We start from the raw sequence: 17,751 nt of genomic DNA, 5'->3' as shown, positions 1-17,751 counted from the left end.
TCTTTACTCCCCCTGTCCCTGTTGAAGATCGGTAAAATATTGTTGAATCATCACTTCTAAATAATCAGGCAAATCTTGCCGGTCCAAACTGTTTCGATAGGCAGCTTCATATTGGCCTAAGATTGCCTCGTAATCTTGAGAGTTCCCAGAAATAATCGGTGAATTCCCCATGATTTGATACGTACTTGGACCATCGCCATTTGGAGCTGTTGGTTGCAGTGGTTCCGTCTCGCCGTCCAAGTTTTGTGGAACAGTCAGTAATTGTCGAGAACCTTCTCCCATTCCAGCACCTGAACCCGTACCATTTCCTGTCCCGGTACCTGAACCACTTCCACTTCCAGATCCGTTACCACTTCCAGAATTGGAACCATTTCCATTTCCGTCACTATTTCCCGAACTTTCACCATTAGAGGAGCTGGAATTCCCACTAGAATCTGGGCTTCCACCACCGCTTCCCGAAGAACTGCCCCCTCCACCTCCTGCATTCGTTCCTCCACTTGCAAATGAAAGAGAACCTGTATTCGTTAATCCAGCAGCCATCATCTCTCCTTGCAAGTTGGATGCGGCTTGCTGAAGGGCTGTCTGTAGATTTTCAAGATTGCTTACGTTATTCATAAGTTCTTGAAGCTGTTCTGACAAAGCTTGACTTAGTTGTGAGGAGTTCATGTCAGCTCCTAAATTTTGAGCAAGACTTTCCAAGAGTTGTTCTCCTTCCTCACTTTTCATTAAATCATCCATCATTTTTTGTAACTCTTTAACAGCTTCCTCATTGTTCCCTTCTTCTATTGCCTTCTTTAACTTTTCAGATCCAAAGTTCTCTAAAGAAGATATAAACTCATTTACTTTCTGTTGATTAAAAGAAACCTCTTTTCGAAGCTGATTAATCTCCTCTTCAGACTTTAATAGCCTTTCTTTTATTTCCTCACTTGTACGAAGCTTTTCTATTTCTTTTTGTAGCTTTTCTAATTCTTCCTTTGCTTCTTTTGGTAGCTCCTCATCTTTCTCGATTTCATTTACTTCATCCTTAGCTTTTTCAGCAATCTGTAAATCTTTTTCTAGCATTTTCGCATTCTGCAAAGCATCTGTTGGGTAAAGAAAACTTAACCCAAGGAAAACCATCATAATAGTCGCTGAGGATAAAATAGTTGAATGCCAACGGATCATTTTCTTTCCCTTTAATTCCGGTAAATGGTTATTCATTTTTTCAATTGCTTCTTTTCGTTGGATTACGGCAACAGCACTCTGATCCTCTTTGAATTCTAATGCAGTTGTTACGTAATCTCCTAAAAACAATTGATCGAACAAATGAGCAGCTTGTTCATTCGTTGGCCTTTTTGTCCCTACGAGATAAATCAACCAACTAATAATGAAAAATCCCCAACTCCAACTTATTTTTTCAAACAAGTAAGGGATGGTTACAAAACGAGCGGCAATTCCCCAAGAAAAGGCCAATCCCATAAGTATGAGGAAGAGCCATTGGACACTTTCTCCAATGGCTTTTATCCATAGCTTTCTTTTAGCAATTTTTAACAAGTGATTCATAACCACTCATCTCCCACTTATCCCCTACTTTTCATTTTAGGGCGTAACTTTTGTATAGCGATCCATAAGGAAAGAATAGTGATTCCGATGTAAGAAAGAACAAATCCTATCCATAGGGAAGTTCCTGCTGCATGTCCAGGTTGATAAAACATCTGAGAGAAGAATTGCGGTTCTAATACGGATATTGTAACAACCGGTGGATTTAACATTAAAAATAAGTATCGGAACCAAAAGACACCTGATCCTGGATTCTGATTGTATCCCAGCAATATAGAACCAAATAAAAGAACAATTAATGCTGCACCGATGACTAAGGCAAGCATTGTCGCATACGTTGCAATGACAGAGATCATGGTTCTTCGAATTATAGTAGAAAACATCACTCCAAGACTCCCAATCGTTAGCATCGTTAAAATTTGTACGCCAAACGAGGCTAAAACACTTATTGGGGACACCCCACCATACAAGAATACCAAACTATATAAAGGTAAGGATGAAAAAATAGCCACCAATAAGTACGACAAAGAGGATATGAGTTTACTTAAAATTATGGTCGTCGAAGACTGTTGTGTCGTTAGTAGGATATTTAGCGTTTGCCTTTCTCTTTCTCCGCTTATCGTTCCAGCTGTTAGTCCAGGAGTCATAAACGAAATCAATCCAATTTGACCTAAGGACATAAAAATAAATAAGTATCTACTTTCTTCTGACCCAATATTTCCTATCCCCCCAACTTGAGAAAGGATACCCATAAATCCGAGGCTTGCCCCTCCAAGAACCAAGAGATAGAAGAAAATACCTAAATAGCTTTTAAAGGATCGAAACCGGAGCTTGAACTCTTTATTAAGTACAGGATTAATGAAAAGGGTTGTTAATCGGTTCATTGTTCTCCCCCTTTCGTAATTTCAAGGAAGATATCTTCTAGATTAGTTTGCCTTTGAGAAAAGTTTAAAATAGGTATTCCATCTTGGACTGCGTTTTTCAGCAATTCAATTTGCTGTTGGTCATCTCCCTCAAAAGAAAAAATCAATTCGTTTTCTCGTTCTTCTACCGCGTCCACGCCGGTTACACCTTCAGCCTTATTAAAGAAAAGAAGCGCATCATTCAAACGATCAAGGACAGTAACAGTGATTACTTTATTAGCCTGCAGTTGTTTTTCAATATCAACAACTCCACCATCAGCTATTAAAGTACCATTTTCAATAACCCCTATATGATCGCACATTTCCGCTAATTCAGGCAAAATATGGGAAGATATAAGAATCGTCTTATCCATCCGCTTTAATTCCTTTAAGATTTCTCTCATTTCAATTCTAGCTCTTGGATCCAAACCAGATGCAGGCTCATCCAGAATCAGAACTTCCGGGTCATGGATAAGGGCACGCGCCAAGCAAAGTCTCTGCTTCATTCCTCGAGAAAGAACATCCACATAACTGTCCACTTTCTCGGACAAATTCACGAGCTCCAACAATTGAGGAATAAGAGCCGTTCGTTCCTGACTTGTTAATCCGTAGGAAGCCCCATAAAAATCAAGATATTCTCTCACTTTGAGCTGATCATATACTCCGAAGAAATCAGGCATATATCCAATATGTCTACGTACTTTCTTAGGTTCTTTCGTTACATCAAAGCCATTTACAAATGCGGTTCCTTCCGTTGGGGCTAAAAGGGTAGCGAGAATGGAAAAAGTGGTGGACTTTCCTGCACCGTTTGGCCCTACAAACCCAAAAACAGATCCACTCTCAATGGATATATTTAAATTATTTAAAGCTGTAAAGCTACCATATCTTTTGGTAAGATTACGAATTTCTATCACGGGCGAGCAACTCCTTTCAACAAGATACTCGGTACAGATGCTGGGCCCCCATTACGAAGGGTAGCTCTTATTTGAATTCCCTGTTCTGAAAGGATTTCCATAGCTTTTTCACCCTCGAAAGTTGCTCTGTTTGATGGGAATGGAAGGTATTCTCCCGTTACATGAGAAAAAACTTCATATGTTTCCCCTCCAAAAGGACTAGTTGAAATCGTTATCGAGCTTGGATCAACTTTTTGAAAAGTTTCAGGAAGAGTGTAGTTTAACAAATACGAACCTGCACTCGCTTCAATCATCGATTGACCATTCCCTTGTTCTAAGTAATTAAAATCGATCTCCCCTTTTTCGGCTTGTATTTTGGGTATATCAAGGGTTAGATTAACATCCATTGCTCCCTTTTGTTCTATGGAAAATGGAACCTCTTGAATAAATAAGTTTAGCGCAGTTTGTTCTGTTTTCTTTTCATTTACTGGAATGTCCATAATCGGCTTTTTTGTTACCGCATAGAAATAAGGTTGATTCTGCTTTTGCATAATTTGCGGTGATTCAAAAGCTATTCGGAAAAGCTCTCTTTCTAAATATTCATCAGCACTTTGTCCCATAGAATTGAATGGAAAAAGTCGATAAGCCATATCAGGTGTTCTAGTTGCAAAAAGTCTATCCATTCTTATGGAAATAGAAATTTCCTTCGACTCATCCGTACCTAATTTCCCTAATTGTTCAATTTTATCTCCCGCAATTAAATAGATTTCTGAGATAGCCAATCCTAATTCATTTGAAATAGTTCCAAGTAATTTCCCATCCTTATATTCAAGGTTTCCCTGAATAGCTCCATATTGTTGGTAAGGATGATGAATAGTCATAGATCTTGTCGACCAGAACTCTACATTGGGGTAGGAAATAACCGATTGATCATTCACTGTTTTTACAGCAGGCACTTTATTTAATGCTTGGACTTGATCTGACGGAAATGGTGAATACTGCTTATCAAGCTTTATTTCATATTCACCTGCTCCTTGAGATAAAAAGGCAATTCCTCCATATCCGGAGCCCCATCCATCTTCTGAAAGTTGAATGACAGAAGCAGTATTGACTTGATAGTCTCCCATCCGATCTTTTGCTCCAAATCCAAATAGAGCCAGACTCAAAACAATAGACAAAGAAGGAATAATGACCCAACTCCATTCTCTTTTGTCCATTTTCTTTAATAGCACATACAGTACTGGAACAAATAGGAACAAATAACCAAAAAACAATAAAACAAGTACACCAATAGAAATTTGATCAAAGTTTGGAAATTCCTTTACAATTCTTGAAAACTGCTCTAAAACATTTTCAAAGTACATCCCTTTTGATGAAACATATAGGTTAGACCCATCAATTAAAGCGGACCACCACTCATCAATGCCCTGCCATACATCCAGGGCAGGTGCTCCTATATCATAAAGTGGTTGAATGACAGCCCCTTGGTCAATGGAGCGAGTCACAACTAAAGGTTTTTCACTTTCCTGAAAAAGGATCTTTCCCTCTTCATGAAGGTCCCCTGTATAAATTCTAAAACTATTCTCTGTAAAAGGCTCTCTAGTTGCCTTTTCAAAAGCCTCAAAAGAAGAAATCTCTTCTTCTCCAGATACTTGAAAAGCTAATAGCTCGGATAGTGTCCCTAGTTGTTGAGCTAGTTCAAAACTGCTACCAACAACTAATATCCCACCTTTTGACACCCATTCTCTAATAGCTAATTGTGCATCCTCATCTTTGCTAAGCAGAGATGTATCATAAATGACAATTACATCTAAAGTGTCATAAGCATTTGCATCACTATATAAATCTTGCTCTGTTAATTGAACAACTTGAGGCGAATTACCAGTGAACCGTGCTAATTTAACATCGTTAATAGCATCTGGTCGATCACTTAAAAAACCAATCATTATTTGATCCATAGATGTAATTTGTGGCTGAATCGATAAATCCGGATCAATGGAAACTTCCTTTCCATCCTCATAAGATCCCTCAAAAAGCGCAAACTGCTGTTCAGGCACCCTATTATACTGTGGATTAAACTCGCTTGTGCCTGTTGGGACAACCACACTAATTGTTTTAGTAGAGTTCGCTGCAATGTCGATCGGGATCACAAGATTTCCCACTGCATTCCCATACCTTGGAACAGTTAGAACAAGGTCACCAGAAAAGTCCTCCTGATCGTTAGTTACTTCAATATGTACTGGGAAACTTCTGTCTTGTTTCACTTTTCCATTAAAGCCCACTTGAATATCAATCTCCAGCCGCTCGCCTTCTCCGTGAACAGTAGGAACCGGCAGGAAAAATGTAACAAGCATAAGAAAAATGATGGCAGTCCATAATTTTTTTGTGTGTTTCACAAAATGCCCCCTCTTCTCTTCATAGACGATATTTACTTTTCAAATCCTAAAAATAATTTTAAATGCTATATCTAGTATAGACGATTTCAAAAGGGAAAAGGGTTCGATTTTTCGAAAAAGGTGGCCTTAGGATGGAGTTCTATTTACCGACTTTCCCCTTCCACATTTGAATATAAGTTAATAGAACCCTTCTATTTACCGATTTTGCTACCAACCTAATGAATATGCGTCAATAGACGTTTTCTATTTACCGATTTTCCTCTTCCACAACTGAAAACGCGTTAATAGATGCGTTCTATTTACCGATTTTCCTCTTTCATAACTGAAAGCACGTTAATAGATGCGTTCTATTTACCGATTTTCCTCTTTCATAACTGAAAGCACGTTAATAGATGCGTTCTATTTACCGATTTTCCTCTCTCATAACTGAAAGCACGTTAATAGATGCGTTCTATTTACCGATTTTCCTCTTTCATAACTGAAAGCACGTTAATAGATGCGTTCTATTTACCGATTTTCCTCTCTCATAACTGAAAGCACGTTAATAGATGCGTTCTATTTACCGATTTTCCTCTTTCATAACTGAAAGCACGTTAATAGATGCGTTCTATTTACCGATTTTCCTCTCTCATAACTGAAAGCACGTTAATAGATGCGTTCTATTTACCGATTTTCCTCTTTCATAACTGAAAGCACGTTAATAGATGCGTTCTATTTACCGATTTTCCTCTCTCATAACTGAAAGCACGTTAATAGATGCGTTCTATTTACCGATTTTCCTCTCCCTTAACTGAAAACACGTTAATAGAACCTTTCTATTTACCGACTTTGCTCTCTCACAACTGAAAACACGTTAATAGATGCGTTCTATTTACCGACTTTGCTCTCTCACAACTAAAAACACGTTAATAGATGCGTTCTATTTACCGTTTTTCCTCTCTCACAACTGAAAGCACGTTAATAGAACCACTCTATTTACCGATTTTCCTCTCTCACAACTGAAAACACGTTAATAGAACCCTTCTATTTACCGATTTTCCTCTCCCATAACTGAAAACACGTCAATAGATGCGTTCTATTTACCGATTTTGCTCTTTCATAACTGAAAGCACGTTAATAGAACCATTCTATTTACCGACTTTGCTCTCTCACAACTGAAAGCACGTTAATAGATGCGTTCTATTTACCGATTTTCCTCTCTCATAACTGAAAACACGTTAATAGAACCTTTCTATTTACTGATTTTGCTCTCTCACAACTGAAAGCACGTTAATAGAACCCTTCTATTTACCGATTTTGCTCTCTCACAACTGAAAGCACGTTAATAGAACCACTCTATTTACCGATTTTCCTCTTCCACAACTGAAAACGCGTTAATAGATGCGTTCTATTTACCGACTTTGCTCTCTCACAACTGAAAACACGTTAATAGATGCGTTCTATTTACCGATTTTCCTCTCCCTTAACTGAAAACACGTTAATAGAACCATTCTATTTACCGACTTTGCTCTCTCACAACTGAAAGCACGTTAATAGATGCGTTCTATTTACCGATTTTCCTCTCTCATAACTGAAAACACGTTAATAGAACCTTTCTATTTACTGATTTTGCTCTCTCACAACTGAAAGCACGTTAATAGAACCCTTCTATTTACCGATTTTGCTCTCTCACAACTGAAAGCACGTTAATAGAACCACTCTATTTACCGATTTTCCTCTTCCACAACTGAAAACGCGTTAATAGATGCGTTCTATTTACCGACTTTGCTCTCTCACAACTGAAAACACGTTAATAGATGCGTTCTATTTACCGATTTTCCTCTCCCTTAACTGAAAACACGTTAATAGAACCTTTCTATTTACCGACTTTCCTCTCTCACAACTGAAAGCACGTTAATAGATGCGTTCTATTTACCGACTTTGCTCTCTCACAACTAAAAACACGTTAATAGAACCACTCTATTTACCGACTTTCCTCTCCCATAACTGAAAACACGTCAATAGAACCACTCTATTTACCGATTTTCCTCTCTCATAACTAAAAACACGTTAATAGAACCACTCTATTTACCGACTTTGCTCTCTCACAACTGAAAACACGTTAATAGAACCACTCTATTAACCAATTTAACCCCCAATATAAAAGAAAATGCGTGAATAGAACCCGGCCAAGGAGCCAACATGCCAAGGTCAAGTCTATTCACGCATTTTTTATTTCAATGCTTGTTTTGCCAACATCTGAATTACCATATCATCCATTGGTGGGTTATGGAGGCCTGCACGGACATCTCGATAGTATCTTTCAAATGGAAGCTGTTTAGATAATCCTCTTCCACCAACGATTCTCATAGATAAGTCAACCACTTCATTTGCAACATTCGTAGCTACCGTTTTCACTACAGCTAATTCCGAACTTAGTTTTGTTCTTTCTTCATGAGACGAGCAGTCCCATTTTTCTGCAACAGCATACATAAACGTTCTCGCATGAATAAGCTTCATTTCTATTTCCCCTATTTTTAGCTGAACATGTGGCACCTCAGCAATAGGAGTGTTTAAACTATTAGGCTGGTAGTTTTTCGCAAATTCAATAGCATCATTACGAGCTGCCATTGCAATTCCTAAATAACAGGCTGGAATGTGCAGTAACCACCCTTTTGGATCTGTAGGTCTTTCCCCTTTCGTTTCCACTAATCGGTCAGTAGGCACTTTAACTCCATCTAAAATTAAGTCATCACTCCCTGTGCCACGCATACCTAATGTGTCCCAGGTATGCTCTATTCTCAACCCTTGCATTTCCTTTTCAATTAGGAATGCTCCAACAGTATCAAGGTCTTCGATATAGGCCGTGACAATAAAATAATCCAAAACATCTCCCATGGTCGTGAAGGTTTTCCGCCCGGTAATTTTATAGTGATCCCCTTCACGAACTGCCCTTGTCTCTGGAATTCCCCCTCTAGCAGGGCTTCCTGTAGCACGTTCAGAAGCAGCTCGATTCACAATTTTTCTGTGAAAGCCGACTTCCTTGGCCAGGAAATTAAAATGTTCTTCAGACCATAGAGATTTTTCACTTAGTTCCATCATAACCCCTAAATGCCAACCTATGGATAAAGAGACTGATCCATCTGCTACCGCTAAGCGCTCTTGAAGGAGTAAAAGTTCATATAAAGATAAATTTCTCCCACCAAACTCCTCTGGTAAAGATAGAGTCAAATATCCAGATTCTTTTATATCCCTTACATTTTCTTTAGAAAAAGTACCTGTTTTATCGCCTTCATCCACTCGTACCTTAATTTTATCTGCAAGCTCATCTGCAATTTGAAATAACTCTGATTGTCTTTCATTTTTAATAAATGTATTAAAATGATTTGACATCAAATCCCTCCTTAAAGAAAGTATTCTTATCTATTTTATTCGAATTAAAAGATCTTTATCAGAAAAGGGAATTAAGAAAAGCGCAAGCGCCCTCGATCATCGACGTAAGGCGGTGGACCTCATCGATATTAAGGATCGTCGGCTAAAGCCGTCACATCGTGTGACAACGCCGACGTGACCTACATCGTGTAGGCCCAAAGGAAACACGGTTCACGAAGTGAATCGATGTTGACTTATCGATGGAGAGGAGGGAACCGACTCTAGTCGATAGGGCGCTGGAGCTAGACAAATTTTATACTTTATCTTTCAAGAAAAGCGCAAGCGCCCCTCAAAACAAGAAAAACACTTGTTTCTGCGAAGTAGCTCTAAGTAGCTTTCCTTACTCGGGGCAAAAACTTCGAAGATTACTTGATGAAGCTGTTTCGCTGGAGCTAGACTAATTTTATACTTTTGTATGAAAACAGGCCCTGTAAAACTTTTGTTTACGTGATCAAGTTACAATAGATGGTACTTCTATACCGTCACAACCCGTTTCTTATGCAGGGTATCCTTTCTTATGTAGGGTATCCTTTTTCAGGATTTACCAATGTATATTTCGACCTGGTCATATTGTTATTAAAGGTATTCCCGAAGATGAACAAGATTTATCCTCCTTGTTTGATTACGAATCCATTTTCATGGTAGATGATGGTTCCGCGAAGCGAGGCATAATGATTCTTATCTTGTGAAAAAGACCTCGCATCCCTTTCTAAGAATGTGAAGTCTTTTGAAATTTATACCTTAACTTGTTGGTGAAAGAACTCTACAGCCTGTTCTGCTGGGAGTGGGCGACTAAAAAAGAAACCTTGTCCTGTTTGACAGAAATAGCGTTTTAGAATTTTAAGTTGATCTGCTGTTTCTATCCCTTCTGCAACAATATTTAAGTTCAAGTTATGAGCTAACTGAATGGTACTTTGTGTAATGGCATATGCTTTAGATTTTTCTTTTGTAATGTCATTTACAAAGGATCGATCAATTTTCAGCATGGAAACCGGTAAGTCCTTTAGATGAGATAGGGAAGAAAATCCTGTACCAAAATCATCAATGGAAATGCCTACTCCCTTTTTTCTTAATTGATTCATAGCATCTATCGTTACATTTGGTCGATGCATCGCTACACTTTCTGTAATTTCAATAGTAAGAAAGTGTGGGTCTAATCTCGTTTGTTCTAAAATATCAAATACCATTTGGACAAAGTCCTTTTGCATAAATTGTTTTAGTGAAATATTGATTCCCATCATTACTGGCGGATATCCTTGAAGTTGCCATTTCTTTGCTTGTTCACAAGCTTCTCTAATTATCCATCTCCCCATCGGAACAATGAGCCCATTTTTTTCAGCGATTGGTATAAACTCGCTTGGAGGAATAATTCCAAAAATAGGATGCATCCACCTCACTAATGCTTCAAAACCCGTAAGTGCTCCCGATGACAAATCAAATTGGGGTTGATAATGCAAAATAAATTCATTATTTTCTATAGCTTTCTTCAGGTTATTCTCCATCAGAAGTAATCTCTTTGTTTGCAATCTTAAGGTTTCATTATATGCTTCTACTTGGTTCTTTCCCTTTTCCTTGGCCATGAACATAGCAATATCTGAATTCCTCAATAGTTCTTCTGGTGTCTTCCCATCGTTTGGATAAATAGCATACCCGGCACTGCCTGTCATTTTAATTTGGTGCTCTCCAATCGAAAATGGCGACTGAAGGGCCTGCAAGAAATAGTCCCCTATTTCTTGCCAATTTGGTGAAGGATCCAAGGGTTTGACTACAATCGCAAACTCATCTCCACCCAACCTCGATAGAATGGTGGGACTACCAGCCTGTTCTTTCAAACGATTTGATACTTCTATCAACATTTCATTACCAGCAGAATGGCCAAACGTATCATTAATCTGCTTAAATCTATCAACATCGATAAAATAGACGGCACATTGAGTATCATCGTCATCACAGGAATTAAAACAATTAGCCATCAGTCTTAATAAATGTTTACGATTGGGAAGTCCAGTTAGATCATCATAATTCGTCTGATGATAAATAATATCTTCCGCTTCTTTAGATAAAATGGCAATTCTAGCCAAATGAATATTTTCTGTTAAAGAGCGTTTTTCAATATCTGTTAAAGGTTTGTCTCTTGTTAAAAATAGATGAATCAACGCCACCCATTGCCCATCTTTTCCTTCAATGGGGGCAAGAATTACTTGGCGTATCCCTTGAACTTCCAATAAAGGCGACACACCTTGAAGGTGAAGAGAGCTCTCGACTCTTTCAACGAGAAAGATATCCTCTTGGTTATCAGTTGTCCATACGGCTTGAAACATTTGACGTAAAAACGGTTCATAAGACTTCTTTAATTTCATCCTCAACGTAGGAGCTATGTATTCTTGATGACCTTTTGGAAACATCGTCACGGAAGCCATGCTCTGTGGAATTAACTGTTCAACCAGAACAATGATGCCTGTCAAAATATCATTGACATTTCGGTTTGTAAACATTCCTTTTAATAATTGATTATGTGTATTTAGCACTTGATCGGTAATCTTTCTATCCGATATATCTGAGAAAAATAAAACAAAATTCTCTACCTTATTTTTTTGATTAAAAACAGGCTCAATGGTTAATTCATTCCAAAAATGTTTTCCATGATCTGAATGTATTTCATGTTCCACTGTTGTTGATACCTTTTGAAGTAGAGCATCTTGAATTTGTTTTAAAGAGGGCAAATCAGAATAATTTTCTAATATAGAAAATAATGGCTGGTCAAACATTAATGCTGATGAAGTGCCCAATAGCTGATCTAAACCTTTATTTGCATACCTAATAATATATTCACTTCCATCATGGTCACATAAAATAATCCCTTGCCTCACAGAGTCCAAAGCATGAATGAAACGGTTCCTCTCCATTGAGATCTCTTTTAGCTTTTGATTCTGTTTCATGATGGGGGTTAAGTTGATCATGTTGTATAAAAGTAATGTCTCGTTATCATAAGAGAGTGTCTTTTGGCGTACAACAACATGAAGCAATTCCTGCGTTCTACTGATAAGATGCCACTCCGATGTATCTCCTTCAGGCACTTCTGGACTTCCTTCTTGTAAGATATCCTGTACTGTACATTCATTTAGCTCTTTCTTGGTGAAGTCTGTCCATCTGCTAAACGTTTCATTGCAATCAATTATGGAATACGTTTCAGGATGTACAAGTAACATCCCGCTCGAAGAATGTTGAAAAACGGTTTGATATTTATTTTCTGAGTTCCATAACCTTTTCTCTTGTTCTATCTTTTCATGATTTTGTTTCCTGATCAGATAATAGAGAAGGAAGGAGGTAAGTATGACAAAACTTGCCCCTTTTAACACAGAGGCCAGTTGACTATCTTCCAAAATGGAATACATGAACATATCGGACAATACAACCCAAATAATGGCTATTCCAAAATAAATAGCACCAATTCCAGGCGCAGATAGCAATTCCTTTTTACCAAGCTTTTTCATCAATTTTCCCTCTCTCATTCGGAACTTTTGTCGAAAAAGGTCAAATAATCTCCCTGAAATGTATTTTACTATAAAGTCCGTTTTTTATCTATATTTGGAATAAGAAAAGCGCAAGCGCCCTTCGAAACAAGAAAGGCACTTGTTTCTGCGAAGAAGCTCTAAGTAGCTTTCCTTCATGCGATTACTCGGGGCAAAAACTTCGAAGATTAATCGATGATGTTTTTTCGCTGGAGCTAGCCAGATTTTATACCTTATCTTTTAAGAAAGAAGAGGGACTAGAATATCCTAATATTCAGTCCCTCTCTATAGAAAAGCTTTATTAACTTAATCTCTCTTCTTGATCTTTGGTTAAAACCTTTGTACTCCCTAGATCATCTTCAATATCTCTTAATCTATGAGCAAGACGGCTTGCAGCATTGGAAGCAATGCTTGCGACAATGTCATCTAAAAAGGTATTAACACTTTCTCCTTCCTTCGTATCTAGTTTTTTTATAATTCCTGTCTTTTGCTTATCTAGAAATCCAAAAGTGGTTACAGCAATGCTCCCATAACCAAATACGGCACCCAATGCGATTGTTTCATCTACTCCAAAAAGCCCTTCATCCTTTTCTACGATCGACTGAAGTGGTTCGGATAGTTTTTTTTCCTCTGCTAGGCGATCTAACTCCACCCCCACTAGAATAGCGTGTTGGATCTCCCTTTTTTCTAAAACTCGATCTACGGACTCCAAACACTCCTCCATCGTTAGCCTATCACTGTAGGGACGCTGCAGATTATATACAATGTCTGCAATATCATTTATAGTGACACCCCTCTGTTCCAGTAAAGAACGTGCAGCATCTTCTACTGTTTGGCTTCTTATATGTTTGTCCACAAAATCTCACCTCCTATAAAGTGAAACTTCAATCAGCGGCCGTCTCCCACTGATTGTTAGTACCCAAGGGTATCACCTAAAGGCGCTTAAACCAATCGTACATTTGCGGGAAGTGGACCCTCACCTACACTTCTCGTTTTATTTAAGATTTAAGATAGGGATGTGACTCCCATGAAAATAAAACATTGAATATTTCATCCTTGTTGGTGAAGCTTGCTTCATCGTTGACTGCCAGTAAATCCAGGATAAATCATTGAGACTATTATAACACGCTACCTGCAAATACGTTTTACTTTTACTCATTTGTGATAAACTATTATATGTAGATGCATCAAATGAAAGGGGGATTATAGTGAGAAGAAAGGGGACAATGACTGATCATTCGATTAACAGTGAATTTTTAAATGAGAAAATTCCTTTTAAAATCTATAAACCAGAAGTTTTCTCTCCACTTTATAAATACCACGTCGCCATTATGCAGGACGGTAATGATTACTTTCAGCTTGGGCGTATGGCCACTATTAGTGATGATTTACATAGTCAACGACGTATTGATCGAACCATTTTTGTAGGAATACCCTATCAAGACAAATATGACCGTTCCAAAAAATATCACCCAAACGGAGAGCATAATGAAAGCTATATCAGATTCCTTGTGCATGAGATGGTTCCATTTTTAGATGATTTATTACCAACATATCAAATGGGACACGGAAGAATATTAATTGGAGATTCCCTTGGGGGTACAGTCTCGTTGATGGCGGCTTGCCGGTACGCACATACTTTTGGGAAAGTGATTATGCAATCACCGTACGTCGATGAAAAAGTGATGGATGCAGTAAATCATGCTCCACTCCTTCAGCAGGTTGACATCTACCACACCATTGGCATAGCGGAAGAAAGTGTAACTACCACTGATGGAAAAACCCTTGACTTTCTAAGTGCTAATCGTGAACTTAACCAAATTCTAACTAAGAAAAAACTTTCCTATACCTACCATGAATTAGAAGGCGACCATAATTGGGGAACATGGCAAAAGGACCTCCCGAATGCCTTATTAACTCTTTTAGGAAAATCTGAACAGGAAGGTTAAAATGGGAATATTCTAAACAATTGATATTTGGTATAATAGAAATAGTACTTTTTTCAAAACGATTTTACCAATTAACAGTAGCTTAAGGAGGGGTATTAGATGAAATATGGTATAGCCATTTTTCCGTCAAAAGAGATTCAAGATACAGCAAATTCTTATCGAAAGCGTTATGATCCTCATTATGCGTTGATTCCTCCACATATCACGTTAAAAGAGCCTTTCGAAGCACACTCTGATCAAGCAGATGATATTGTGAAGTATCTAAAAAAAGTAGCAAAAAACGTTTCGCCTTTTCCATTAAAAATAAAAAAAGTAAGTTCTTTTCAACCTGCGAATTATACCATCTATTTCAAGGTGGAACCTGTAGAGGAACTAATTGCGTTAAACGAAAAGCTACATGAAGGAATCCTGCCAAACAAACAGACATATTCCTTTGTTCCACACATTACGATCGCCCAAAAGTTATCTCATGATGAGCATTCAGATATTTATGGAGCTTTACGCATGATGGATATTGAGTTTGAAGAAACAGTGAACCGATTCCAGTTGCTCTATCAATTAGAAAACGGCTCTTGGTCTGTTTATGAAACCTTTATACTCGGAGAGGGATAAATGCTAAATATTCGAGTTGTTCAAAGTGCTACAGAACTTGAAGATGCCTATCATGTAAGACGAGACGTTTTCGTAATGGAACAAAAGGTCCCTGAATCGATTGAGATAGATGATCATGACCGTACGGCAATACATTTTGTTGGGTATGCTGATCAACGCCCGGTCTCTGCCGGAAGAATGAGATTTGTCGATAATTATGCAAAGCTTGAGCGAGTCTCCGTCATGAAACCATTTCGCGGACATGGGTATGGAAAACAATTGATTTTAGAAATGGAAAAGATAGCAAAAGAAAAAGGATATACACAGACTAAATTAAACGCTCAAGATCATGCAGAAGAGTTTTATCGCAACTTAGGATATCACACGATTTCCAAGGAACCTTTCATGGATGCTGGAATTCCTCATGTTACTATGATTAAGGACTTAACAAAAGGTTAATTCGCTATTCGAATTAACCTTTTTGTTTTCTCCAAATTTAACATAAACACGTATGTGCAAGGCATTTTATGTCCATCCTACAATTGTAGTATTGAAAAGGATGGAAAAACAGTTATGGACTATATTCAAATTTTGATAGAAACAATTATTGGATTTATTGCCCTTTTTATCCTCACTAAAATTTTAGGAAAATCCCAAATTACGCAAATTACGGCTTTTGATTTCATCGCCGCCTTGATATTGGGTGAGTTAGTGGGTAATGGACTATATGATGACAAAATCGGAGTCACGCATGTTCTATTTGCTATTTTTCTATGGGGAAGTCTTATTTATATAACTGAGATCATATCCCAAAAATATAAAGGAACGCGTGGACTTTTAGAAGGTCAGCCAACCATCGTCATTAAGAATGGAAAATTGAATCGTGAAAACATGAAGAAAGTTAAGCTAGACATTAATCAGTTACAGCATTTGCTAAGGTCAAAAGGAGTATTTTCCATGCAAGACGCTGAATTTGCTGTTCTAGAAACAGACGGAACCATAAGTGTGATGAAAAATCCTAATAAAGATATTCCAACTGCCGACGATTGGAATATGCAACCAAAACCTTTTAAAATTGCCTATACTCTTATTATTGATGGAGAGATAATTTGGGATAATTTACAGGAGATCGGTCACGATGAAAAATGGCTTATTCAGCAGCTTCAAATACAAGGCCACTCTTCCTATAAAGAAATATTCTATGCTGAATACCAAGAAGGAGAAGCTTTGTATGTTAATGCATATTAAGCTTCTCCTTTTACTATGCTCCTTGACATAATGAAAGACTCATTTTAAATATTTTTCGTGATGCTCGATGTTTGTTTCAACTGTTGAAGAAGAGTTTTCCTTTGGATACATCAGGAAAAGGGTCTACTTCCTCACAATCAATTTAAACAAAAGTCAAGTTTTATAATTATACAAATTCGTCGACAAAGAGGCCTTTCCCTGTTAAATCAGCCACTTTTTTATCTTGAGGAGAATTGGAAAAAGAAGGATTTTGGGATAACTCCCTTTCCTCCCTAAGTTTCAGTGACGGGATTCTTTCAACGACAAAAGGGTCAAACTTTACATTTTTAGTACGGAGATATTGGTTCTGTTCTTGAATATAAGGAATAGGTAAAAGATAGCCCATAAGCTCTTCCCCCTTAGTTTATTACTTTTCTATACCCTCATTACAGCCTTCTTATTCCTTTATTCTATTCTGTTCTCTAATTCCTTCATGACTTTTTCTATTTCATCACCAAACTTGGACCATTCTTTATCAAACTGTCCTTCTGTTTCATCAAATTTCATTTCTAATTCTTCATATTTTTGAAAAGGCTTTTTCCCATCAAGAAAATGATCTAGAGAATTCAGAAATCGAAATAAAGATTCTGGTAGCATTAGCTAGAAACCTTCCTTCTTCTATTTCCACAGTTACAAATGCGTTTCTTTTTTGGACGGTGAACAGCTGTCGTTGCCTTTTTTCTTTGCACCAATTTTTTCACTCTCCTTCCTGTTTCCTTTACTGTATGAATAGTTTCTGCAGTCCGTATAGTCCAGTCGTTTATTTTTCAGTTATTTCAAACAACATAGATGCTGCACCACTTATTGCTAGAACATATAAAATGATCTCTAAGGAGGGAAGATATAAAAAGATCAATAAAATAATTACAGAGGACCAGAAACCAGTACACCAATAACAGGACAAAAGTTCACCAATAAATGCTCGGATTCCTGTCCCTTTTATGTGAATGACCGTTTCTATTTCACCATCAGATAACTCCTGCTCCTCGTATTCATGAAATGGTCGTCGAAGCCAATCTGTGATTGTGTCGAAAACAATTAATCTTGTTAACCGATAACTTGCAAAAACTAAAATAACAAAATCTAATAAATTCATCTTTCCCCTCCTTCGTTTATCCTGCATGAACGGGCAGTAATACCCCGCCTCAAATCTTAAGTGAAACGAAAAGAGTAGGTGGGGGATTACTCCCATGAAAATAAAACATTAAATTTTTCATCCTTGTTGGTGAAGCTTGCTTCATGATTGGCTACCCGGCAATGTCGATTGGTTC

General features: G+C 37.7%; 14 protein-coding genes. 4 read left to right on the top strand and 10 right to left on the bottom strand.

Annotated elements, in window-relative coordinates; genetic code table 11:
- Positions 1 to 3 precede the first annotated feature (3 nt).
- The 7 genes from RZN25_01620 to RZN25_01590 form a co-directional block, all read right to left on the bottom strand.
- The gene (locus RZN25_01620) at positions 4 to 1,542 is read right to left on the bottom strand and encodes a hypothetical protein (protein ID MEQ6375535.1); all 1,539 of its coding nucleotides are present in this window, start codon (positions 1,540 to 1,542) and stop codon (positions 4 to 6) included.
- Between the two features lie 17 nt (positions 1,543 to 1,559).
- Positions 1,560 to 2,423 (bottom strand): ABC transporter permease, encoded by an 864-nt coding sequence (locus RZN25_01615; GenBank protein ID MEQ6375534.1) that lies wholly within the window; start codon positions 2,421 to 2,423, stop codon positions 1,560 to 1,562.
- The gene (locus RZN25_01610; GenBank protein MEQ6375533.1) at positions 2,420 to 3,355 is read right to left on the bottom strand and encodes an ABC transporter ATP-binding protein; all 936 of its coding nucleotides are present in this window, start codon (positions 3,353 to 3,355) and stop codon (positions 2,420 to 2,422) included. The genes RZN25_01615 and RZN25_01610 overlap by 4 nt, the downstream gene beginning before the upstream one ends.
- A complete protein-coding gene (locus tag RZN25_01605; protein MEQ6375532.1) occupies positions 3,352 to 5,730 on the bottom strand; it encodes a DUF4350 domain-containing protein in 2,379 nt (792 codons plus the stop codon). Before RZN25_01605 ends, RZN25_01610 begins: the two co-directional genes overlap by 4 nt.
- 2,211 nt (positions 5,731 to 7,941) lie before the next feature.
- Positions 7,942 to 9,102, bottom strand: a complete 1,161-nt coding sequence (locus tag RZN25_01600; protein MEQ6375531.1) for an acyl-CoA dehydrogenase family protein — start codon at positions 9,100 to 9,102, stop codon at positions 7,942 to 7,944.
- 773 nt (positions 9,103 to 9,875) lie between these two features.
- Entirely contained in the window at positions 9,876 to 12,635 is a 2,760-nt protein-coding gene (locus tag RZN25_01595; protein MEQ6375530.1) for an EAL domain-containing protein, read from the bottom strand.
- A 319-nt stretch (positions 12,636 to 12,954) separates the two neighbouring features.
- Complete coding sequence (locus RZN25_01590; protein MEQ6375529.1) at positions 12,955 to 13,509, bottom strand: phosphatidylglycerophosphatase A; 555 nt, start codon at positions 13,507 to 13,509, stop codon at positions 12,955 to 12,957.
- Positions 13,510 to 13,861: 352 nt separating this feature from the next.
- Between RZN25_01590 and RZN25_01585 the strand changes: the two genes are divergently transcribed.
- From RZN25_01585 to RZN25_01570, 4 genes are all read left to right on the top strand, one after another.
- On the top strand, positions 13,862 to 14,602 hold the full coding sequence (locus tag RZN25_01585) for an alpha/beta hydrolase-fold protein (GenBank protein ID MEQ6375528.1): 741 nt from the start codon (positions 13,862 to 13,864) through the stop codon (positions 14,600 to 14,602).
- 99 nt (positions 14,603 to 14,701) lie between these two features.
- The gene (locus RZN25_01580; protein MEQ6375527.1) at positions 14,702 to 15,214 is read left to right on the top strand and encodes a YjcG family protein; all 513 of its coding nucleotides are present in this window, start codon (positions 14,702 to 14,704) and stop codon (positions 15,212 to 15,214) included.
- Positions 15,215 to 15,652, top strand: a complete 438-nt coding sequence (locus RZN25_01575) for a GNAT family N-acetyltransferase (GenBank protein MEQ6375526.1) — start codon at positions 15,215 to 15,217, stop codon at positions 15,650 to 15,652.
- A 114-nt stretch (positions 15,653 to 15,766) separates the two neighbouring features.
- The gene (locus RZN25_01570) at positions 15,767 to 16,441 is read left to right on the top strand and encodes a DUF421 domain-containing protein (GenBank protein ID MEQ6375525.1); all 675 of its coding nucleotides are present in this window, start codon (positions 15,767 to 15,769) and stop codon (positions 16,439 to 16,441) included.
- Positions 16,442 to 16,607: 166 nt separating this feature from the next.
- Here RZN25_01570 and RZN25_01565 read toward each other — a convergent pair whose 3' ends face one another.
- The 3 genes from RZN25_01565 to RZN25_01555 form a co-directional block, all read right to left on the bottom strand.
- Positions 16,608 to 16,826, bottom strand: coding sequence for a hypothetical protein (locus tag RZN25_01565; protein MEQ6375524.1), 219 nt, complete (start codon positions 16,824 to 16,826; stop codon positions 16,608 to 16,610).
- Positions 16,827 to 16,885: 59 nt separating this feature from the next.
- Complete coding sequence (locus tag RZN25_01560; GenBank protein ID MEQ6375523.1) at positions 16,886 to 17,077, bottom strand: hypothetical protein; 192 nt, start codon at positions 17,075 to 17,077, stop codon at positions 16,886 to 16,888.
- A gap of 163 nt (positions 17,078 to 17,240) precedes the next feature.
- Entirely contained in the window at positions 17,241 to 17,576 is a 336-nt protein-coding gene (locus RZN25_01555; protein ID MEQ6375522.1) for a DUF1360 domain-containing protein, read from the bottom strand.
- Between the last annotated feature and the right edge of the window lie 175 nt (positions 17,577 to 17,751).

Source organism: Bacillaceae bacterium S4-13-56 (assembly GCA_040191315.1).
Taxonomy (GTDB): domain Bacteria; phylum Bacillota; class Bacilli; order Bacillales; family JAWJLM01; genus JAWJLM01.
Note: the sequence above shows the minus strand (reverse complement) of the source record. Positions and strands in the feature narration are given on the sequence as shown.